Consider the following 20,313-nt stretch of genomic DNA (forward strand, 5'->3'; position numbering starts at 1 on the left):
CCCGGGGTTCACGTGAGCCCCGTCCTACTTTCCCAGCCGGTTGGCCGTGTGCACCGCCCGCAGCACCGCCGCCGCCTTGTTGCGGCACTCCTGGTCCTCGGCGACCGGGTCCGAGTCGGCGACGATGCCGGCGCCGGCCTGGACGTACGCCGTGCCGCCCCTCAGGAGCGCCGTGCGGATCGCGATGGCCGTGTCGGAGTCGCCCGCGAAGTCGAGGTAGCCGACACAGCCGCCGTACAACCCGCGCCGGGACGGCTCGAGTTCGTCGATGATCTGCATCGCGCGGGGCTTGGGGGCGCCGGAGAGGGTGCCGGCCGGGAAGCAGGCGGTGAGGACGTCGAAGGCGGTGCGGCCCTCGGCGACCCTTCCGGTGACGGTCGAGACGATGTGCATCACGTGCGAGTACCGCTCGATGGACATGAAGTCCACGACCTCGACCGAGCCCGGCTCGCAGACGCGCCCGAGGTCGTTGCGGCCGAGGTCCACCAGCATCAGGTGCTCGGCGCGCTCCTTGGGGTCGGCGAGCAGCTCGTCGGCGAGGGCCTGGTCCTCCTGCGGGGTGGCGCCGCGGTGCCGGGTGCCGGCGATGGGGTGGACCATGGCCTGCCCGTCCTCGACCTTGACGAGCGCCTCGGGGGACGAGCCGACGACATCGAAGCCGTCGAAGCGGAACAGGTACATGTACGGGGACGGGTTGGTCGCCCGCAGCACTCGGTACACGTCCAACGCGCTTGCCGTGCACGGCGTTTCGAAGCGCTGGGACGGTACGACCTGGAAGGCCTCGCCGGCCCGGATGCGCTCCTTGACGTCCTCGACGGCCGCCTGGAAGTCGGGGCCGCCCCAGAGCGCGGTGTACTCGGGGAGTTCGGAGGGCGGGAGGACGGCGGGCGGCTGGGCGACCGCGCGGGAGAGGTCCGCCTCCATGGCGTCCAGACGGGCCACCGCGTCGGCGTAGGCCTCGTCGACACCGGTGTCGAGGTCGTTGTGGTTGATCGCGTTGGCGATCAGGAGGACCGAGCCCTCCCAGTGGTCCATGACGGCGAGGTCGCTGGTCAGGAGCATGGTCAGCTCGGGCAGCTTCAGGTCGTCCCGCTCGCCGGGGCCGATCTTCTCCAGGCGGCGGACGATGTCGTACCCGAGGTAGCCGACCATGCCGCCGGTGAAGGGCGGCATGCCCTCCTGGTGCGGGGTGTGCAGGGTCTCTATGGTGGCGCGCAGCGCCGCGAGGGGGTCTCCGTCGACGGGGACGCCGACGGGCGGGGTGCCGAGCCAGTGGGCCTGCCCGTCGCGGGCGGTGAGGGTGGCGGCACTGCGAACGCCCACGAACGAATAACGGGACCAGGAGCGGCCGTTCTCCGCGGACTCCAGCAGGAAGGTGCCGGCGCGCTCGGCGGCGAGCTTGCGGTAGAGCGCGACCGGAGTGTCGCCGTCGGCGAGGAGCTTGCGCGTGACCGGGATGACGCGCCGGTCGGTGGCGAGCTTGCGGAAGGTCTCGAGGTCCATGGCGGCAGACCTTACTGATCCGCGGACGGTACGCCGGAATCGGCGCCGTCCTTGAGGAGCACGTCGGCGTCGAAGCAGGTGCGCGCGCCGGTGTGGCAGGCGGCGCCGACCTGGTCGACCTTGACCAGCACGGTGTCCGCGTCGCAGTCCAGGGCGACCGACTTCACCCACTGGAAGTGGCCGGAGGTGTCGCCCTTGACCCAGTACTCCTGGCGGCTGCGCGACCAGTAGGTGCAGCGGCCCGTGGTGAGCGTGCGGTGCAGTGCCTCGTCGTCCATCCAGCCGAGCATCAGCACCTCACCGGTGTCGTACTGCTGGGCGATGGCGGGGACGAGCCCGTCGGCGCTGCGCTTGAGGCGCGCGGCGATCTCGGGATCGAGGCTGCTGGGCCGGGGCGTACCGGTCGTACTGGTCATGGGTGCCATTGTGCCGCGCGCCACTGACAGTGACCGTGGGGTGTCCACTGACTGGAAAACAGGGGCGCGCGGCGCCTTGATGAGGTGTGGTGGTCGGGTGGCGGGTGGGCGGACCCCGGAGGGGGTCGTAGGCTGACTGCATGTCGACTTTCGCCAAGCGTGAACGACTTCTTCTCGCCGACCTGTTGGAGGCGGAGGGCCCGGAGGCCCCGACCCTCTGCGAGGGCTGGCTCACCCGTGACCTCGCCGCGCACGTGGTGGTGCGCGAGCGCCGCCCCGACGCCGCCGGCGGCCTTCTGATCAAGCAGCTCGCGCCGCGCCTGGAGCGGGTGCAGGCCGAGTTCGCCGCGAAGCCGTACGAGGAGCTGATCCAGCTCATCCGCACCGGCCCACCGCGCTTCTCGCCCTTCCAGCTCAAGCAGGTCGACGAGATGTCGAACACGGTGGAGTTCTACGTCCACACGGAGGACGTCCGCCGGGCCCAGCCGGACTGGACGCCGCGCGAGCTCGACCAGGTCTTCCAGGACGCCCTGTGGTCCCGCCTGGAGCGCACCGCCCGGCTGATCGGCCGCGGTGTCCCGACGGGACTGGTGCTGCGCCGTCCGGACGGGCAGACGGCGGTCGCGCACCGCGGCACGCCCGTCGTGACGGCGACCGGCGAGCCCTCCGAGCTGCTGCTGTTCACCATGGGCCGGCAGAGCACCGCCAAGGTCGAACTGGACGGCGACAAGGACGCGATCGCCAAGCTGCACGACGCGAAGCAACTGGGCATCTGAAAGGCACACGATGATCAAGGTCGCGATGACCAGCGTGTACGTCGACGACGTCACGAAGGCGCACGCCTTCTACACGGACGTCCTCGGTTTCGAGACCCGCGTCCACATGGACCTGGGCGGCGGCACGCTGTTCGTCACGGTGGGCGCGGCCGAGGGGGCCCAGCAGGACCTCCAGCTGCTGCTGGAGCCAGGCCAGGGCCCCATCGCGGAGCCGTACCGCAAGGCGGTGTACGAGGCGGGGCTCCCGTGCATCGTCTTCTCCGTGGACGACATCGAGGCGGAGTACGCGCGCCTGCAGGGACTCGGCGTGCACTTCACGCAGGGCCCGCAGGAGCAGGGGCCGGTGATCACGGCCGTACTGGACGACACCGTGGGGAACCTGATCCAGCTGGCGCAGCGCAAGGAGTGAGGGTCAGCGGGGGAGTTCGGCGCGGCGCAGGGGCTGCACGCACAGGGCGAGGACGCCGCCCAGCGCGCTGACCGAGGCACACACGGCGAAGACGTGGCCCGTACCCCACCGGTCGGCCGCCCAGCCGACCACGGGGAAGGTGAGCGGTGCGACGCCGAAGCCGACGAGCGTGGAGGCGGCGGTGACCCGGCCGAGATAGGCCGGGCCCGCCGCGGTCTGTGTCAGTGCCCCGCACAAGGCCCCCGCCAACCCTGCGAGCAGCCCGACGCACAGGGCCACACCGGTCGCCGCGGCGACGGACGTCACCTGAGCGAGCGAGCCGATGGCCGCGGCGCTCAGGAGGGTCGTCACCCCGGCCACGGCCCCGGCGCGGGGCACCCACCCGCGCCAGGTGAGCAGGAGCGAGGCGGCGCCGGCACCGGTGCCGAAGCCGGCGACCACCCAGCCCATGCCGGAGGAGCCCCAGCCGCGCTCCTGCGCCAGCACGGTCAGACCAAGGTTCATCGGGCCGACGAAGCCCAGGTCGCTGAGGGCCGCGGCGATCACGAGCGGCCGCAGCACCGCGTCCCGGCGGATGTGGCGCAGCCCGTCCCGCAGTTCGGTCAGGGCCGCGCTCCGTCCCGTCGCGTCGTCGGGGGCCGACGGGCCGACCCTGACGGCCAGCAGCAGCGGCAGGGACACGCCGACGAGTAGCGCGGCCAGTCCGAACGCGCCCGCCGTGCCGCCGACGGCGACACCGAGGCCGCCCAGCGGTCCGCCGAAGACGTTGGCCAGCCGGGTGGCGAGACCCCGCATGCCCTGGACGCGCGCGAGCTGTCCGCGCCCGGTGATCCGCGCGGGCAGGGCGCCGGCGGCGGGCAGGAAGACCGCGTCGACGACGCCGAAGGCCATCGCGACCGCGCCCAGCACCCACAGCCCGGGGCTGGTGGCGAGCAGCAGGCCGGCGGCGGTCAGGACGAGGGCACTGCGCGCCGCGGTGCTGACCAGGACGGTGCGGCGCGGCCCGTAGCGGTCGGCCACCACTCCCCCGCCGAGCATCAGCAGGGCGCGCGGCAGCGCACTGGCCGCGGTGACCAATCCGGCCTGGGCGGGGGTACCGGACTGGACGGCGGTCCAGGACAGGGCGATGTAGTAGACGTTGTCGCCCATCGCGGACGAGGTGTACGCCCCGAGCCACCGCAGGACGTTGGGATCGCGGTGGGCGCACCGGTCGCTCGGGCGGGCCGGCGACTCGAGCGTGGTGGTCACGGGAACCGTCCGATCTCAGATACGGAAGGGGAAGCCGTACGTGTGCACCGCGACGTTCTCGCGGCCCTCGGTGTCGCCCGCTTCGACGGCGGCCCGGCCGCGCTCCTCGTACCTGCGGACGAGTGTGTACATCTCCTTGCACAGCGCGGAGAGTTCGTCGGACGTGAGTTTGAGCAGCCACTCCGAGGAATCGGAGGCCGTCGTCCACGCGCCGCTCCAGTGGGCGCGCTCGTCGAGCCAGCGGCGGTACATGTCGGTGCGCTGCTCGAAGAAGAGCCGGCTGGCGGCGGTGTGCGCGGCGGCCTTCTCGGGGGCGTCCCGGAAGTCCGCGTCGTGGATGCTGATGCCGTCGGAGGCGGGCTGCCACCAGCGCTCGCGGCCGTCGGCGCTCCGCGGTTCGGCCTCCTCGACGAGGCCGTGCTCGGCCAGCTTGCGCAAGTGGTAGCTGACCAGGGAGACGGCTTCGTCGACCTGCTCGGCCAGCTGTGAGGCCGTCGCCACCCGCGCGACGGTCAGCGCCCGGTACAGCTTCGTCCGCAGTGGATGGGCGAGCGCCTTGAGCGTGCCCAGGTCGGTGATGCGGCGGTCCCTCTCCCTGTCTGCCATGCCTCCACGCTAGGTACGAAAGAAAAATTGCGCAATAGATTTTGCGCAACTTTCCTTTCGCATCTCTCCATGAGTAAGCCCCGCTCACCAGGTGACCGGGGCCTACCTCGCCGCTACGGGGGTGTCACCGCACCGGGTACCCCGCCTCCTTCAGCGCCTGCTTCACCTCGCCGATCCGCAGATCCCCGAAGTGGAACACCGACGCCGCCAGCACCGCGTCCGCGCCCGCCGCGATGGCCGGCGGGAAGTCGGCCAGCTTGCCCGCGCCGCCCGAGGCGATCACCGGGACCGTCACGTGCTTGCGGACGGCGGCGATCATCTCCAGGTCGTAGCCGTCCTTCGTGCCGTCCGCGTCCATCGAGTTGAGCAGGATCTCGCCCGCGCCCAGCTCCGCGGCCCGGTGTGCCCACTCGACGGCGTCGATGCCGGCGCCCCGACGGCCGCCGTGGGTCGTCACCTCGAAGGTGCCCTCGGGAGTGCGCCGCGCGTCCACCGACAGCACCAGCACCTGCCGGCCGAACCGCTCGGCGATCTCGCGGATCAGGTCCGGGCGGGCGATGGCGGCGGTGTTCACCCCGACCTTGTCCGCGCCGGCCCGCAGCAGCTTGTCCACGTCCTCGGCCGTGCGGACGCCGCCGCCGACCGTCAGCGGGATGAACACCTGCTCGGCGGTGCGGCGCACCACGTCGTACGTCGTCTCGCGGTTGCCGGACGACGCGGTGATGTCCAGGAACGTCAGCTCGTCGGCGCCCTCGGCGTCGTACACCTTGGCCATCTCGACGGGGTCGCCCGCGTCGCGCAGGTTCTGGAAGTTGACACCCTTGACGACCCGGCCGTTGTCCACGTCCAGGCAGGGGATGACTCGTACGGCAAGGGTCATACTGCGGTTTCTCCTCGGAACGCCTCCACCTCGACCTCGACGACCAGGCTGGGGTCCACGAAGCCGGAGACGATGATCATGGATGCGGCGGGCCGGACGGAGTCGAACAGCTCCTTGTGAGCGCGTCCGACGTCGTCCACGTCCCGGGCATGGGTGATGTACATGCGCGTACGCACGACGTCGTCACGACCGAGCCCCAGCCGCTCCAGCGCCGCGAGCGCGACGTTGAACGCGTTGACCGTCTGTTCGTACGGACCGCCTCCGGCGATCTGGCCGTCCACTATCGAGGTGCAGCCGGCGACCAGCACCAGGCCGTTCGGCAGCTCCACCGCGCGGGAGTAGCCGAAGGCCTCCTCCCAGGGCGCACCGGTCGTGACACGCCGTACGTCGCTCACTGGGCTACCGCCTCCAAAGCCTCTTCCAGGGTGAACGCCTTCGCGTACAGGGCCTTCCCGACGATGGAGCCCTCGACACCGAGGGGTACCAGCTCGGCGATGGCACGGAGGTCGTCCAGGGACGACACGCCGCCGGAGGCCACGACCGGGCGGTCCGTCGCCGCGCAGACATTGCGCAGCAGCTCCAGGTTGGGGCCCTGCAGCGTGCCGTCCTTGGCGATGTCGGTGACGACGTACCGCGCGCAGCCCTCCTTGTTGAGCCGCTCCAGCGTCTCGTAGAGGTCGCCGCCGTCGCGGGTCCAGCCACGGCCCCGGAGCGTGGTACCCCGTACGTCGAGGCCCACCGCGATCTTGTCGCCGTGCTCGGCGATGACCTTGGCGACCCACTCCGGGGTCTCCAGGGCGGCCGTACCGAGGTTCACGCGCGTGCAGCCGGTGGCCAGGGCGGCGGCGAGGGTGTCGTCGTCCCGGATGCCTCCGGACAGCTCCACCTTGATGTCCATCGCCCCCGCGACCTCGGCGATCAGCGCGCGGTTGTCACCGGTGCCGAACGCGGCGTCCAGGTCGACCAGGTGCAGCCATTCGGCGCCCGACCGCTGCCAGGCGAGAGCGGCCTCCAGGGGGGAGCCGTAGGAGGTCTCGGTCCCGGACTCGCCGTGCACGAGGCGTACGGCCTGGCCGTCGCGGACGTCGACGGCGGGGAGGAGTTCGAGCTTGGCCATGGTCTACAGGGTTCCGATCCAGTTGGTGAGCAGCTGCGCTCCGGCGTCGCCGGACTTCTCGGGGTGGAACTGGGTGGCCCACAGGGCGCCGTTCTCCACGGCCGCCACGAAGGGCTTGCCGTGTGTCGACCAGGTCACCTTGGGCGCGTGCATCGTCGGGTTGTGCACTTCGAGGGTCCAGTCGTGGACGGCGTACGAGTGCACGAAATAGAAGCGCGCGTCCGCGTCCAGGCCGGCGAACAGCTCGGAGTCGGCCGGTGCCTCGACGGTGTTCCAGCCCATGTGGGGCACGATCTCGGCCTGCAGCGGCTCGACCGAGCCGGGCCACTCGTCGAGGCCCTCGGTCTCCACGCCGTGCTCGATGCCCCGCGCGAAGAGGATCTGCATGCCGACACAGATGCCCATGACCGGGCGCCCGCCGGACAGCCGGCGGTCGATGATCCAGTCGCCGCGCGCCTCCTTGAGCCCCTTCATACAGGCGGCGAAGGCGCCGACGCCCGGCACCAGCAGGCCGTCGGCGTCCATGGCCTTGTCGAAGTCACGCGTTATCTCGACGTCCGCGCCGGTGCGGGCGAGGGCGCGTTCGGCGGACCTCACATTGCCGAAGCCGTAGTCGAAGACGACGACCTTCTTCGAAGGAGCGCTCAATTCCACACCTCCAGCCGCATGATCCCGGCGACCAGGCACATCGCGGCACCGATCGACAGCAGCACGATCAGCTGCTTCGGCATCCCCTGCTTGACGAAGGAGATGATGCCGCCGACCAGGAAGAGGCCGACGACGATCAGGAGGGTCGACAGCCCGGTCACAGCGCGCCCTTCGTGGAGGGGAGGATGCCGGCGGCCCGCGGGTCGCGCTCGCTCGCGTACCGCAGCGCCCTCGCCAGCGCCTTGAACTGGCACTCCACGATGTGGTGGGCGTTTCGACCGTACGGCACGTGCACGTGCAGCGCGATCTGGGCCTGGGCCACGAAGGACTCCAGGATGTGCCGGGTCATCGTCGTGTCGTACTCGCCGATCATCGGCGCCATGTTCTCGGGCTCGGTGTGCACGAGGTAGGGGCGGCCGGACAGGTCGACGGTCACCTGGGCCAGGGACTCGTCGAGCGGGACCGTGCAGTTGCCGAAGCGGTAGATCCCCACCTTGTCGCCGAGCGCCTGCTTGAAGGCGGCGCCGAGCGCGAGGGCGGTGTCCTCGATGGTGTGGTGGGAGTCGATGTGCAGGTCGCCCTCGGTCTTCACGGTCAGGTCGAACAGACCGTGCCGGCCGAGCTGGTCGAGCATGTGGTCGTAGAAGCCGACGCCTGTCGACACCTCGACCTTGCCGCTGCCGTCGAGATCGATCTCGACCAGCACCGACGTCTCCTTGGTCACCCGCTCGATTCTGCCGACGCGGCCTTCGCGAGTCATGCGCTCTGCTCCTTCTTCAGTTCACGTACCGCGTCGAGGAACGCGTCGTTCTCCTCCGGGGTTCCGGCGGACACCCGCAGCCACCCGGGAATGCCGTTGTCCCGGACCAGCACACCGTGGTCGAGGATCTTCTGCCAGGCGGCGTGCGACCCACCCTCGCCCTCGAACAGCCCGAACTGCACGAAGTTCGCGTCGGACTCCACGACCTCGTATCCGGCCGCCCTGAGCTCGCTCACCAGCCGGTCCCGCTCCGACTTCAACTGCTCGACGTACTTCAGCAGTGTGTCGGTGTGCTCCAGGGCGGCCAGCGCGGTCGCCTGGGTGACGGCCGACAGGTGGTACGGCAGCCGTACGAGTTGCACGGCGTCGACTACGGCCGGGTGCGCGGCAAGATATCCGAGGCGGAGCCCCGCCGCGCCGAAAGCCTTCGACATCGTCCGCGAGACGACGAGATTCGGCCTACCTTCGAGCAGCGGCAGCAGCGAGTCGCCGTGACTGAACTCGATGTACGCCTCGTCCACGATCACCATCGACGGCTTGGCCGCCTGCGCGGCCTCGTACAGCGCGAGGACCGTCTCGCGCGGAACCGCGTTGCCCGTCGGGTTGTTGGGGGTCGTGATGAAGACGACGTCCGGCTTGTTCTCGGCGATCCAGTGCTGGGCAGCCGGCAGGTCGATCGTGAAGTCGGTGTTGCGCGGACCCGAGATCCAGCCGGTGCCGGTGCCGCGCGCGATGAGGCCGTGCATCGAGTACGACGGCTCGAAGCCGATCGCCGTACGGCCGGGCCCGCCGAAGGTCTGCAGCAGCTGCTGGATGACCTCGTTGGAACCGTTCGCCGCCCAGACGTTGGCCAGGCCCACCTCGTAACCGGACGTGTCGGTCAGGTACTTGGCGAGCTGGGTGCGCAGCTCGACGGCGTCCCGGTCCGGGTAGCGGTTGAGGTCGCGGGCGGCCTCGCGGACACGCTCGGCGATGCGCTCGACCAGCGCCTCGGGCAGCCGATAGGGGTTCTCATTGGTGTTCAGCCGTACGGGGACGTCCAACTGGGGCGCGCCATAAGGAGACTTGCCGCGCAGCTCGTCCCGTACGGGGAGATCGTCGATTCCGAAGCTCACTTGCTCTCAGGCACCTTCCAACCGAACCTGGCCTTGATCGCCGCCCCGTGGGCCGGCAGGTCCTCCGCCTCCGCCAGCGTGACCACGTGATGCGCGACCTCTGCCAGCGCGTCTTTCGAGTAGTCGACGATGTGGATGCCGCGCAGGAAGGACTGGACGGACAGACCCGAGGAGTGGCAGGCGCAACCGCCGGTGGGCAGGACGTGGTTGGACCCGGCCGCGTAGTCGCCGAGCGAGACCGGCGCCCAGGGGCCGATGAAGATCGCGCCCGCGTTCTTGACCCGGTCGGCGACCGCGGCGGCATCGGCCGTCTGGATCTCCAGGTGCTCGGCGCCGTACGCGTCGACGACCCGAAGCCCCTCGTCGATCCCGTCCACGAGGACGATCGCGGACTGCCTGCCCCGGAGAGCCGGCACGATCCGGTCCTCGATGTGCTTGGTGGCCGCGACCTGCGGCTCCAGCTCCTTCTCGACCGCGTCCGCGAGCGCGACGGAGTCGGTGACCAGGACGGCGGCGGCGAGCGGGTCGTGCTCGGCCTGGCTGATCAGGTCGGAGGCGACGTGCACCGGGTCGGCACTCTCGTCGGCCAGGACCGCGATCTCGGTCGGGCCGGCCTCGGCGTCGATGCCGATCTTGCCGGTGAAGTAGCGCTTGGCGGCGGCGACCCAGATGTTGCCGGGACCCGTGACCATGTCGGCGGGCGCGCAGGACTCGGTGCCGTACGCGAACATCGCGACGGCGGTCGCGCCACCGGCGGCGTACACCTCGTCGACGCCGAGCAGCGCGCAGGCGGCCAGGATCGTCGGGTGCGGGAGGCCGCCGAACTCGGCCTGCGCCGGGGAGGCGAGCGCGATGGACTCGACGCCGGCCTCCTGGGCCGGGACGACGTTCATGACGACGGAGGACGGGTACACGGACCGGCCGCCGGGGGCGTAGAGCCCGACCCGCTCGACCGGTACCCACTTCTCGGTCACGGAGCCGCCCGGCACCACCTGGGTCGTGTGGGTCGTACGGCGCTGCTCGCGGTGGACGAGACGGGCGCGGCGGATGGACTCCTCCAGGGCCGCGCGCACGGCCGGGTCGAGCTCGTCCAGTGCCTTGGTGAGCGCCTCGGCGGGCACCCGGACCTGCTCCAGCGCGACCCCGTCGAACTTCTCCGCGAAGTCGATCAGCGCCGCGTCGCCCCGATGATGCACGGCTTCGCAGATCGGACGCACCTTCTCGAGGGCGGCCGAGACGTCGAAGTCGGCTCGGGGCAAGAGGTCGCGCAGGGCGGGACCCTCGGGGAGGGCGTCGCCGCGCAGATCGATTCGGGAGATCACACCGTCAATTCTCTCAGACCGGCCTCAGCCACCGTCCGCGCGTATCAATGGCTGATACAGAACCCCACTGCAGAACCCTGCCGGAACCCGGAAGATCGCGGGGGGTGTGGGGGGGGTATCCCCCCACAAGGCACAGCACGTCCTGTGCTTCGGGTGTGACTCAACGGGCATGAACAGCTGTGCGCACGCAAGGATGGAGGAGTAGTGACCGAGGGGGCCGGTGTCCGCACCGGAGAGCTGCCGGACGACCTGACCGCGGCCGAGGCCGGTATGTGGCAGGCCTTCCGCAACGGCAGCGTGTACGACCTGAGCAGCGGGGACACGGTCGTCGACGATCCGCACGGCGGGCACCCCTGGGGACCCGAGCGGACCGTGCGGGCGCGGATCGTGTGCTGGCTGCTGTTGGACGGGCCGCCGGCGCTCGCGGGCCGGGTGTCCTCGCTGAAGCTGGTCGGCGTGCAGATCAGCGGCACGATGGATCTGGCGGGCGGGGTCGTCGTGCCGTACGTGGAGCTGCGCGGCTGCCGCTTCGAGCGGGACGTCCTGCTGCCGGAGGCCCGCTTCGCGACCATGCGGATGGTCGACTGCTCGGTGCCGCGGCTGGAGGCGGCCCGGGTGCACACGGAGGGCGATCTGCATCTGCCCCGGTGCCGGTTCCACAACGGCGTGCGGCTCACCGACGCGCACATCGGCACGGACCTGATGCTCAACCAGGCGATCGTCTACCGCGACCGCAGCGGCCGGTCGATCGCCGCCGACGGCATGACGGTCGGCCAGGACCTCCAGGCCGAGCTGCTGGAGTCGGAGGGCGAGCTGAGCCTGCGCAGCGCCAAGGTCGGCGTCTCGCTGAGCCTGCGCGGTGCCCGGCTGGCCAACCCGTACGGCAGGCTCGCGCTGAACGCTCCCCAGCTGACCGTCGGGCGCACGCTGTACCTGACCCCGGCGGGCGTAGGGGCGTCGATGCTGAGCGGGGCGACGCCCGCGCGCGGGACGCGCATCCAGCGGTTCGAGGCCCAGGGCGGGGTGCGGCTCGACGACGGGCGGTTCGGGGACGCGGTCGACCTGGAGCGGGCGCGGTTCGCCTTCACCGACGACCAGGAGCTGTCGCTGCGCCGCGCGCAGACGCCGGAGCTGCGCTTCCTCGGCGAGAGACCGCAGCGCGGCAAGATCGTTCTGTCGGGTGCGCGAGTGGTCAACCTGATCGACCGGGCGAGCGCCTGGCCGGGTCCGGGCAACCTGCACATGGGCGGTTTCCAGTACGAGAACCTCGTACCGCAGGGGCCTTTCCCGCTGGAGGAGCGGCTGGAGTGGGTGGCCGCGGCGACCGCCGAGTACAACCCGGAGCCGTACGAGCGCCTGGCCTCCGTGCTGCGGGCGGGCGGTGAGGACGAGGACGCGCGCGAAGTGCTGCTGGCCAAGCAGCGTCGGCGCCGGGAGAGCCTGCCGCTCGCCGCCAAGCTGTGGGGGTACGCGCAGGACTGGACGGTGGCCTACGGGTACCGGCCGGGGCGGGCCGCGGTGTGGATGGCGGTGCTGTGGGCCGCGGGCTCGCTGGCCTTCGCACACGCGAGCCATCCGCCGCTGCAGCCGGCGGCGCATCCGCCGTGGAACCCGGCGCTGTTCGCCCTGGACCTGCTGCTGCCGGTCATCGACCTGGGCCAGGTCGGGGTCTGGCAGCTCAGCGGCGGCTGGCAGTGGCTGGCCGCGATGATGATCCTGCTGGGCTGGGTGCTGGCGACGACGGTGGCGGCGGGGGCGACGCGGCTGCTGCGCCGCAACTGATCATCACGGGATCTGCACATGCCGGACAGTTGTTGAACAGAGGACCTTTACGGTCTCTTGACTGGGCGGCGTACAACTTTCGATGAGTTGCCCCTTCCGGCTGGCGCACGCCTGACCTGCGGCCTTTCAATGGTCGACACCATGGCACTGCTGCACCCCTTCAACCGCACGGCCCGGACCCCCCGGACCACGACGCGCCCCGCCGCCTCCGCGCCGCCCGCGGACGCCCTCGGCCTGCCCGCCGACGACGAGGTGCTGCTCGACGCGCCCGACGACCGTCTGGGCCCCGTGCTGGTCGCCGCCGCGCGCGGCGAGTACGGCCCCGTGTCCGCGCTGTTGACCGCCACGCGCGCGCGTGCCGAATGGGAGTACCGCGACCGCTACACGAGACGGCTGACGGCCTTCGCGCGCTCGCGCGTCGAGTGGCTGGAGCAGTGGTACGCCGACGCGCCCCAGGACCCGGACGTCCTGTTGCTGCGGGCCCAGCTCGCGGTGGACCGCGCCTGGGACTCCCCGGCGCGCGCGGAGCTGCTGCGCGATGTCAGCGCGATGATCACGGCCGCGGCGCGGGGTGACGACCGCGATCCGGTGCCGTGGCGGATCGCGTTGGACCACGCGCGCGGCACCCACGCCGGCCACAAGTACTTCGGCGAACTCTGGGAGGCGGCGCTGCGCCGCGCCCCGCACCACTATGGCTGCCACGCGGCCGCGCTGCGCTATCTGGCGGCCTCCTGGAAGGGCTCGTACCGCGAGTGCTTCGACTTCGCCGACCGGGCCGCGCAGGACGCCCAGGCCGACTCGCTCCTCCAGGCGCTGCCGTCCCGGGCGGCCCTCGCCTGTCTCACCGGCGGCTCGGGCACGCAGGTGCCGCGCGAGCGGCTGGACGCGGCGGCCGACCGGGCGATCGCGCTCTCGGCCCGCTTCCCGGCGGCGACGCCCTGGCCGGCCGAGATCCGCAACAAGCTGGTGTACGTCCTCGTACGCCTGGAGCGCCGCGAGGACGCGCTCGCTCAGCTCCGGCTGATCGGCCCGTACGCCACGTCCTTCCCGTGGGACCACCTGTCGGACGACCCGCTGGCGCTCTTCCTGAAGGTGCGCGCCGAGGTGACCGCCCGCTGCTCCGAGGGCCTCGTACCCCCGCCCCGGGACCCGCTCGGTGACCATGCCGGACGCGCACGCTCCGCCGACCATTAGGCTCTTGCGCCGTGACCACCGTCCGTCTCCCGCTCTTTCCCCTGAACTCGGTGCTGTTCCCGGGGCTCGTCCTGCCGCTCAACGTCTTCGAGGAGCGCTATCGCGCCATGATGCGTGAGCTGCTGAAGACCCCCGAGGAGGAACCGCGCCGGTTCGCCGTCGTGGCGATCCGCGACGGCCACGAGGTGGCGCCGAGCGCGCCCGGCATGCCGGATCCCACGGCAGTGCCCGAGCGCGGCCCGGCGGCCGGCTTCGGCCCCGATCCGCTGAAGTCGTTGCACGGGGTGGGCTGTGTGGCCGACGCGGCGACGATCCGCGAGCGGGAGGACGGCACGTACGAGGTCCTGGCGACGGGTACGACCCGCGTCCGGGTCGTCTCGGTCGACACGTCGGGCCCTTTCCTCACGGCCGAGCTGGAGGAGCTTCCGGAGGAACGGGGCGACGAGGCGGGCGCGCTGGGCGAAGGCGTCCTCCGCGCCTTCCGCCAGTACCAGAAGCGTCTGGCGGGCGCGAGGGAGCGATCGCTCTCCACCGGCGCCGACCTCCCCGACGAACCCTCCGTCGTCTCCTACCTCGTGGCCGCGGCGATGATGCTGGACACCCCGGCCAAGCAACGCCTCCTCCAGGCCCCCGACACCGCGTCCCGTCTCCGCGAGGAACTGAAACTCCTTCGCTCCGAGACGGCGATCATCCGTAGCCTGCCGTCACTGCCGGCGTCGGACCTGACGCGCGGCCGGACGAGCCTCAACTGACGTCACTTGTGAAGGCCGGGATGGCGAAGAAGTCGAAGAAACAGCAACAGGGCGGCACACCGGCGACGGTGGCCCTGACAACAGCGGGTGTGCCCTTCACGATCCACGCCTACGACCACGACCCCGCCCATCCCTCCTACGGCGAGGAGGCCGCGGAGGCGATGGGCGTGTCCCCGGACCGCGTCTTCAAGACGCTCGTGGCCGACGTGGACGGCGCCCTGACCGTCGCGGTGGTCCCGGTGGCGGGCACCCTGGACCTGAAGGCCCTGGCCACGGCAGTGGGCGGCAAACGGGCAGCCATGGCGGACCCCGCCCTCGCCGAACGCACCACGGGCTACGTCCGGGGCGGCATCTCCCCCCTCGGCCAACGCAAGAAACTCCCCACGGTCCTGGACGCCTCCGCCTCCACCCACCCCACGATCTGCGTCTCGGCGGGCCGCAGAGGCCTGGAGGTCGAACTCTCCCCCGAGGACCTGGCCAAGCTCACAGAAGCGGTGGTGGCCCCCATCGGCCGTGCGTGACCCCTCGACGCCGGTCCCTCGCTCGGTTAAGAACGAGGGACATGTCGAAGAAAACCCGGAAACGCAAGTGGCGCACCAAGAAGGGCCGCTCAAACCACGGCCACCGCCCGGCCTGACCCACCCCCTCGAACGCCGGCGCGCCCAACCAGCCCACCCGGCGTTCGAGGCCGAGCCCGCGGCGGGCGGCCCGACTCGACCCCGCTCAGCAATCCTCAGCCCGTCGATCACGCACCGACGAGCCACGGCCACCCCGAACACCCGACACCAGCACTCAGCCTGGTCCACCACTCAAGAGCGAGCCACTGCCATCCCGATCCCCCGCACACCTGCTCGGGCATCGCCTCAGCCAGCGGCACTTCTCGAGGTCGACCGCCACCATCCAGCCCGCCCGGCGTTCGAGGCCAAGCCACCGCCATCCCAACCCCCACCCACCCGCAGGGACCAGCACTACCCAGCCCCCTCAACCCGCGCGGCGCTCGAGAACAAGCCACCGCCGTCCCGCCGCACAGGGGCCCGGGGTGCTCAGCCCTCCCTCTCAGCCCGTCCGCCGTTCGAGGCCAAGCCACCGCCATCCCAACCCCCACCCACCCGCAGGGGCCCGGCAGTGCTCAGCCCTCTCAGCCCGTCCGGCGTTTGAGGACGAGGCCCGTTCAGGGCCGATCGGGGGGCTGGGGGCGGAGCCCCCAGGAGGCGGGGGCGAAGGGGCGGCTGCCCCTGGGGATGGGACGGGTAGGGGCGGCGGGGGCGAGAAAACAGGCTTACGGCAGCGGAGCCCCGTACGGATCCGTCTGGCCAGGGCCCTGCTGGTACGGCTCCGGGTCCCGGGGCCCGAACAGCGCCGTCAGCCCGAGGTGCACCAGCAGCGCGGCCAGCGACCAAGCAAGCACCGCCCCCTTCGCCCCCAGTTTCAGCGGCGCCGAGAAGGTGACACCCTTGCCCACCTGCTTCGCGTGGGCGATCACATCCTGCGCAGGCCCGAGCCACACACCCAGCCGCCACGCCAGCAGGGATCCGAGCAGCCCCCCGACCCCCAGCGCCACGACCAGCGGCACACCCCCACGCCGCCGCCAGAGAAACACCGCCAGCGCACTCACCACACCGAACCCCAGCGCGAGCAGAGTGAACGTTCCGTCCACCCCGACCGCCTGCTCCCCCTCGCTGTCGGAGAGATAGACGACCCAGCTCTTGTCCACGACGTCCCCGACCAGCGGCACATGCGGCGCCAGCCACCACCACAGCAACCCGAGCAGCACCCCGCCGAGCGCCACGGCCACCGTGATCACGGCGGCCTCCCGCACTTCGGTCTTCATTCCGGGCCCGTCCTGTCCGTACGTACCGTCCCAGGCGGCGTCCCGCGCCGCGGGAGGCGCATACCCGGCAGCCGGCGGCTGCCATACGTTCTGCGAGGACTGTTCATGCGGAGGCGGTGGCGGAGTCAACGGTGCGGTCACCCTGACATCGTGCCAGGCCCGCCTGTGCGGCGCGTCACCGGACGGCCGCCCGACGGTACGCCCAGGTTGCCACGGCCAGCGAGACGACGCCCACCCCGGCGCAGACGGCCAGGTCACCGACCACGACCGCCCAGTCGGGATGCGGCCCGAACGTCCGCGCGAAGGCCTCCACACCGTACGTCGACGGCAGCAGATCCCGCGCGAACCGCACCACCTCAGGCATCCGGTCGGCCGGCAGCACACCCAGCAACAGCGCGGCCGACATGCCCAACTGCCCCAGCAAGGTGGCCAGCTCAGGCCTCGGCGCGAGCAGCCCCAGCGCCGCCCCCAGCCCGGACAGCGCCGCACCCGCGAGCGGGATCACCGCGATCAGCACCCACAGATGCGACAGCGGCAGCCCGAACAGCACGCCCCCGAACACCGCGGTCACCAACGTCCCGGGCACGGTGAAGGACGCGTACGCCCCCGCCGCCCCCAGCACCACGGCCGCCGGCGGCACCGGCAGCGTCGCGTAGTGGTCGAGCCCGCCGTTCCCCCGCAACTGCCCGAAGTACTGGGCCAGCAGATTCAGCCCGACGTAGGCGACGACCAGCACGGACGACCCGGCGACCACGAACCGGGCGTCGTCGCCGCCCGCGTCCACGACCCCGCGCATCATGATCAGGATGCCGACCGACTGGAAGGTCGCCACGAACAGCAGCGGAATCCGCGCCACCCGGGCCCGCGACAGCTGCGCCCGGTACACGGCGGCGAGCGACGGCCACATCCGCGCCCGCGGGGCGAGCCCCTCCTCGCCCCGCGCACCGTCGGCCTCCTCGGCCACGGCACCGGGCAGAACCTCGGCGGGTACGACACTCACGACGAGCTGCGCTCCTTCCCTGCGGCGCGCACGCCGTCCCCTACGGACGCGCTCTCCCGTCCCTGCACGGACACGACTACCTGCACGGACACGACTACCTGTACGGACCCGACCGGCATCCCGCTCACGCCTTCACCAGCCCTCGTGCCGCCCCGCCCAACGCCAGATACACGTCCTCCAGGCTGGGCGTGGCCAGCGTGAAGTCGTCCAGCGCGGCGAAGGCCGCCCCGCCGGTGACCGTGGCGACGACCGCGCGGGCCTCCTCGGGCGCGAGCCGCAGCGTCCAGCGCCGCCCGGCCTCGACGGCCCGCTCACGCAGTGCGGCCATCTCCGGGACGTGCAGCGGCGCCGTCTCGCGCCACACCAGCTCGACCCGCACCTCCCCGGCGACCTGCTCCTTGAGCCCGGCGGGGGTGTCGCAGGCGATCACCCGCCCCTGGTCGAGCACGGCGACCCGGTCCAGCACGGTCTCGGCCTCGATCACATTGTGGGTGACCAGCAGTACGGTCGTCCCCCGCTCGGCCCGCCGCCGGTCGACCGCGGCCCACACGGCCCGCCGCGCCACGGGGTCCATCCCGGTGGTCGGCTCGTCCAGCACCAGCAGCGGCCGCTCCCCGACCAGCGCGGCGGCGAAACACGCCAGCCGCCGCTGCCCACCGGACAGCTTCCTGAGAGCCCGCCCGGCAATGGCCGTAAGACCGAGCTCTTCGAGTACGGCGTCCCGCTCGTCCCGCGCCTGCCGCGCCTCCAGGCCGCGCAGCCGCCCGGTCGTCTCGGCCGCCAGCGACACGGTCAGATCGTCGAGCGCGGTCGACTCCTGCCCGAGGTAGGCGAGAATCCGCGAGGCCCGCTCGGGATGCTTCACGATGTCGTGCCCGAGGATCTCGACGCGCCCGGCATCGGGCCGCATCAGCCCGGTCAGCTGGCGTACGAGGGTGGACTTGCCGGCGCCGTTCGGCCCGAGCAGCCCGAAGATCTCACCGCGGCGGATGTCCAGCCCCAGATCGTCCGTGGCCCGCACCGCGGGCGCCCCCGGCACCCCGCGCCGCCCCCGCACCGCCGGATAGGTCTTGGTCAGCCCGCGCACCGCGCACACGACATCGCCACCGTGCCGAAGTGCCTGTGCCGCGCGCGTACTCACAAAGGACGAGGGTACGGGGTCCGGAGCGCCCGCCCGGTCTCGGGTGGGTCCATAACCGCACATCCGCCGGTAAAGAACTACTCGCCCACCGGAGCGTGTTCCGCGGCCGTCCGCACGTCGATCTCCCGCCAGAACCCGCCCCGAATGGCGTACCGGTCGTGCTCGTCGATCTGGTCGTCCTTGTGGGCCAGCAGTCCGAAGCGCGCCGCGTACCTCAGCAACTCGCCGTCGATCCGGTGCGGGATCCGCGGATACATCCCCGACAGCTTCTGCAGATGGCTCTGGTCCCCCAGCCGCTCCATCCACCGCCGCGCGAACACCTGACCGACCTCGAACGGATCCCCGCCGACCGTCGTGATGTCCTCCTCCCGGTCGGCCCACCGCTGCTCCGCCGTGGTCAGCTGCGCCAGCGTCGGCATGGAGGCCGCCTCGGCCGCCTCGGCGGGCGGCCGGTCGACCCAGCCCTTGTCGGAGGACCAGCGCAGGGTCGCGTTCGCGGGGTGCTGGGCGGGCTGGACGCCGGGCGCGCGCAGGGCGGCGAGGTCCTTCGGCGTGGGGACGCCCTTGGGCGCGGGCACCCGCTCCTGCGTGCCGTTCTCCGAGGCCGCGACGGCCTGCGTGTGCTCGCCCTCCTCGACGGTCCGCTCGGCCGCCGCCGCGAGCGCGGAGTCCGGCAGCGGCGCCGACAGGATCGCGGCGATCTCGGGCCGCGGCGCGGGCGGCGGCGCACAGACCCCGCCGAGCTCCTTGGCCCGTACGGCCTTGGTGATCCACGTACGGTCGAGCACCCGCCGCTCGTCGGCCTCGGCGACCAGGTCCTCGGACTGGTTGTAGTCCCCGTCGGCCGCCTGCACGGCCCACAGGTGTACGGCGACCCCGTGCTCCTTGGCGGCCATCATGCCCGGCAGCAGATCGCCGTCGCCGGTGACGAGGACGATGTCGGAGCAGGCGCGGTTTCTGGCCAGCTCGGTCAGCTCGGCGTGCATGGCGGCGTCGACGCCCTTCTGGGCCCAGCGTCCGTCGCTGCGGGTCAGGGCGCCGAGCCGGACGGTGACGCGGGGCATCACGCGCAGCCGGCGGTGCTCGGGCTGCGGGACGCGGTCGGGGGCGCCGTCGAACCAGTAGATGCGCAGCAGCGGTCGTTCCGTGTCCGACTCGGCGCGTTCTCGCAGGCCCTGGATGAGGGCGGTGTGGTCGACGGTGATGCGGGAGCGGGAGGGCTCCCCGGCGAGGAGACTCGCGGCGGCACCCAGCAGATACCCGGCGTCCACCAGGACGATGCAGCGGTCCACGCGATCCACCCTCTTTCCGGGAGGTTTGCTTCGGGCTTCCTTCGAGTCTGCCCGACCGCGCAGGTGTTAACGGCCCGAACTCGATCTTCGGCGTGGCGTTTCGGGGTCCGTCCGCCACCTGCGCGCTCCGACAAGCCCTGTAACGGTCGGTAATTATCCGAAATGCGCTCTTTCTCAGCCTATGTGAATCTGGTCCCGGCCCTGGCCCCTAGATCCCCCACAGGAGGCAGATCACCATGGCCAAGAACAAGAAGCAGGACCGTAAGCAGCCGCCGTCGGAGCATGGTCAGCAGCAGGCCCAGCAGTCCTCGATGGAGGCGCAGGCCGAACACCGCATGATCCAGGTGACTCCGAACGACATGGCCCGCAAGGGCAAGCAGAAGCGCTTCGGTCACAACTGACATCTGCACCTGCACATACACATCCGTCCAGCCCGGCGACTATCCCCATGACTGAAATTCTATGGGCCGTGCGCCGCGGGGGTGCGTGGCGTCAATAGCTCGCCGTCGCTCGGCCTGCCG

23 protein-coding genes are annotated in these 20,313 nt (G+C 71.6%); 7 read left to right on the top strand and 16 right to left on the bottom strand.

Features of this window, described 5'->3' with window-relative positions; translation table 11 throughout:
- Positions 1–24: 24 nt before the first annotated feature.
- On the bottom strand, positions 25–1,503 hold the full coding sequence (locus tag ACWC09_RS45025; RefSeq protein WP_450857185.1) for an anthranilate synthase component I: 1,479 nt from the start codon (positions 1,501–1,503) through the stop codon (positions 25–27).
- Positions 1,504–1,514: 11 nt separating this feature from the next.
- Positions 1,515–1,919, bottom strand: a complete 405-nt coding sequence (hisI, locus tag ACWC09_RS45030; RefSeq protein WP_450857186.1) for a phosphoribosyl-AMP cyclohydrolase — start codon at positions 1,917–1,919, stop codon at positions 1,515–1,517.
- Positions 1,920–2,059: 140 nt separating this feature from the next.
- On the opposite strand from hisI, the gene ACWC09_RS45035 reads away from it, so the two are divergent.
- Both ACWC09_RS45035 and ACWC09_RS45040 read left to right on the top strand, forming a co-directional pair.
- Positions 2,060–2,695 (top strand): TIGR03085 family metal-binding protein, encoded by a 636-nt coding sequence (locus ACWC09_RS45035; protein WP_450857188.1) that lies wholly within the window; start codon positions 2,060–2,062, stop codon positions 2,693–2,695.
- Between the two features lie 10 nt (positions 2,696–2,705).
- Positions 2,706–3,104, top strand: coding sequence for a VOC family protein (locus ACWC09_RS45040; RefSeq protein WP_450857189.1), 399 nt, complete (start codon positions 2,706–2,708; stop codon positions 3,102–3,104).
- Positions 3,105–3,107: 3 nt separating this feature from the next.
- Here the strand turns inward: ACWC09_RS45040 and ACWC09_RS45045 are convergent, their stop codons facing one another.
- The 10 genes from ACWC09_RS45045 to hisD form a co-directional block, all read right to left on the bottom strand.
- A complete protein-coding gene (locus ACWC09_RS45045) occupies positions 3,108–4,352 on the bottom strand; it encodes an MFS transporter (RefSeq protein ID WP_450857190.1) in 1,245 nt (414 codons plus the stop codon).
- A gap of 15 nt (positions 4,353–4,367) precedes the next feature.
- On the bottom strand, positions 4,368–4,958 hold the full coding sequence (locus ACWC09_RS45050) for an ArsR/SmtB family transcription factor (protein WP_450857192.1): 591 nt from the start codon (positions 4,956–4,958) through the stop codon (positions 4,368–4,370).
- 124 nt (positions 4,959–5,082) lie between these two features.
- Positions 5,083–5,838: an imidazole glycerol phosphate synthase subunit HisF gene (gene hisF, locus ACWC09_RS45055; RefSeq protein WP_450857193.1), complete on the bottom strand. Its 756-nt coding sequence runs from the start codon at positions 5,836–5,838 to the stop codon at positions 5,083–5,085.
- Positions 5,835–6,233, bottom strand: coding sequence for a RidA family protein (locus tag ACWC09_RS45060; RefSeq protein ID WP_450857194.1), 399 nt, complete (start codon positions 6,231–6,233; stop codon positions 5,835–5,837). The genes hisF and ACWC09_RS45060 overlap by 4 nt, the downstream gene beginning before the upstream one ends.
- Positions 6,230–6,955 carry a bifunctional 1-(5-phosphoribosyl)-5-((5-phosphoribosylamino)methylideneamino)imidazole-4-carboxamide isomerase/phosphoribosylanthranilate isomerase PriA gene (priA, locus tag ACWC09_RS45065; RefSeq protein ID WP_450857195.1) on the bottom strand — a complete coding sequence of 242 codons (726 nt, stop codon included), beginning with the start codon at positions 6,953–6,955 and terminating at the stop codon, positions 6,230–6,232. The genes ACWC09_RS45060 and priA overlap by 4 nt, the downstream gene beginning before the upstream one ends.
- Before the next feature lie 3 nt (positions 6,956–6,958).
- Positions 6,959–7,603, bottom strand: a complete 645-nt coding sequence (hisH, locus tag ACWC09_RS45070) for an imidazole glycerol phosphate synthase subunit HisH (protein WP_450857196.1) — start codon at positions 7,601–7,603, stop codon at positions 6,959–6,961.
- The gene (locus tag ACWC09_RS45075; protein ID WP_450857197.1) at positions 7,600–7,764 is read right to left on the bottom strand and encodes a hypothetical protein; all 165 of its coding nucleotides are present in this window, start codon (positions 7,762–7,764) and stop codon (positions 7,600–7,602) included. The genes hisH and ACWC09_RS45075 overlap by 4 nt, the downstream gene beginning before the upstream one ends.
- Entirely contained in the window at positions 7,761–8,363 is a 603-nt protein-coding gene (gene hisB / locus ACWC09_RS45080) for an imidazoleglycerol-phosphate dehydratase HisB (RefSeq protein ID WP_450857199.1), read from the bottom strand. The genes ACWC09_RS45075 and hisB overlap by 4 nt, the downstream gene beginning before the upstream one ends.
- On the bottom strand, positions 8,360–9,478 hold the full coding sequence (locus ACWC09_RS45085; RefSeq protein WP_450857200.1) for a histidinol-phosphate transaminase: 1,119 nt from the start codon (positions 9,476–9,478) through the stop codon (positions 8,360–8,362). The genes hisB and ACWC09_RS45085 overlap by 4 nt, the downstream gene beginning before the upstream one ends.
- Positions 9,475–10,800, bottom strand: coding sequence for a histidinol dehydrogenase (gene hisD, locus ACWC09_RS45090; protein WP_450857201.1), 1,326 nt, complete (start codon positions 10,798–10,800; stop codon positions 9,475–9,477). Before hisD ends, ACWC09_RS45085 begins: the two co-directional genes overlap by 4 nt.
- 204 nt (positions 10,801–11,004) lie before the next feature.
- Between hisD and ACWC09_RS45095 the strand changes: the two genes are divergently transcribed.
- The 4 genes from ACWC09_RS45095 (at position 11,005) to ybaK (ending at position 15,049) form a co-directional block, all read left to right on the top strand.
- Complete coding sequence (locus ACWC09_RS45095; RefSeq protein WP_450857203.1) at positions 11,005–12,582, top strand: oxidoreductase; 1,578 nt, start codon at positions 11,005–11,007, stop codon at positions 12,580–12,582.
- Positions 12,583–12,711: 129 nt separating this feature from the next.
- Complete coding sequence (locus ACWC09_RS45100; protein WP_450857204.1) at positions 12,712–13,776, top strand: hypothetical protein; 1,065 nt, start codon at positions 12,712–12,714, stop codon at positions 13,774–13,776.
- Between the two features lie 11 nt (positions 13,777–13,787).
- A complete protein-coding gene (locus ACWC09_RS45105; protein ID WP_450857206.1) occupies positions 13,788–14,528 on the top strand; it encodes an LON peptidase substrate-binding domain-containing protein in 741 nt (246 codons plus the stop codon).
- Between the two features lie 20 nt (positions 14,529–14,548).
- The gene (ybaK, locus tag ACWC09_RS45110; RefSeq protein ID WP_450857208.1) at positions 14,549–15,049 is read left to right on the top strand and encodes a Cys-tRNA(Pro) deacylase; all 501 of its coding nucleotides are present in this window, start codon (positions 14,549–14,551) and stop codon (positions 15,047–15,049) included.
- Between the two features lie 758 nt (positions 15,050–15,807).
- Here ybaK and ACWC09_RS45115 read toward each other — a convergent pair.
- The 4 genes from ACWC09_RS45115 to ACWC09_RS45130 form a co-directional block, all read right to left on the bottom strand.
- Positions 15,808–16,500: an AAA family ATPase gene (locus tag ACWC09_RS45115; protein WP_450857210.1), complete on the bottom strand. Its 693-nt coding sequence runs from the start codon at positions 16,498–16,500 to the stop codon at positions 15,808–15,810.
- A 34-nt stretch (positions 16,501–16,534) separates the two neighbouring features.
- Positions 16,535–17,359 (bottom strand): ABC transporter permease, encoded by an 825-nt coding sequence (locus ACWC09_RS45120; RefSeq protein WP_450857212.1) that lies wholly within the window; start codon positions 17,357–17,359, stop codon positions 16,535–16,537.
- A gap of 124 nt (positions 17,360–17,483) precedes the next feature.
- Positions 17,484–18,455 (bottom strand): ABC transporter ATP-binding protein, encoded by a 972-nt coding sequence (locus tag ACWC09_RS45125; protein ID WP_450857217.1) that lies wholly within the window; start codon positions 18,453–18,455, stop codon positions 17,484–17,486.
- A gap of 122 nt (positions 18,456–18,577) precedes the next feature.
- Positions 18,578–19,792, bottom strand: a complete 1,215-nt coding sequence (locus ACWC09_RS45130) for an NYN domain-containing protein (RefSeq protein ID WP_450857214.1) — start codon at positions 19,790–19,792, stop codon at positions 18,578–18,580.
- 236 nt (positions 19,793–20,028) lie between these two features.
- On the opposite strand from ACWC09_RS45130, the gene ACWC09_RS45135 reads away from it, so the two are divergent.
- Positions 20,029–20,193, top strand: a complete 165-nt coding sequence (locus ACWC09_RS45135; protein WP_450857215.1) for a hypothetical protein — start codon at positions 20,029–20,031, stop codon at positions 20,191–20,193.
- The last annotated feature ends 120 nt before the right edge of the window (positions 20,194–20,313 follow it).

The organism is Streptomyces sp. NPDC001617, assembly GCF_053596855.1.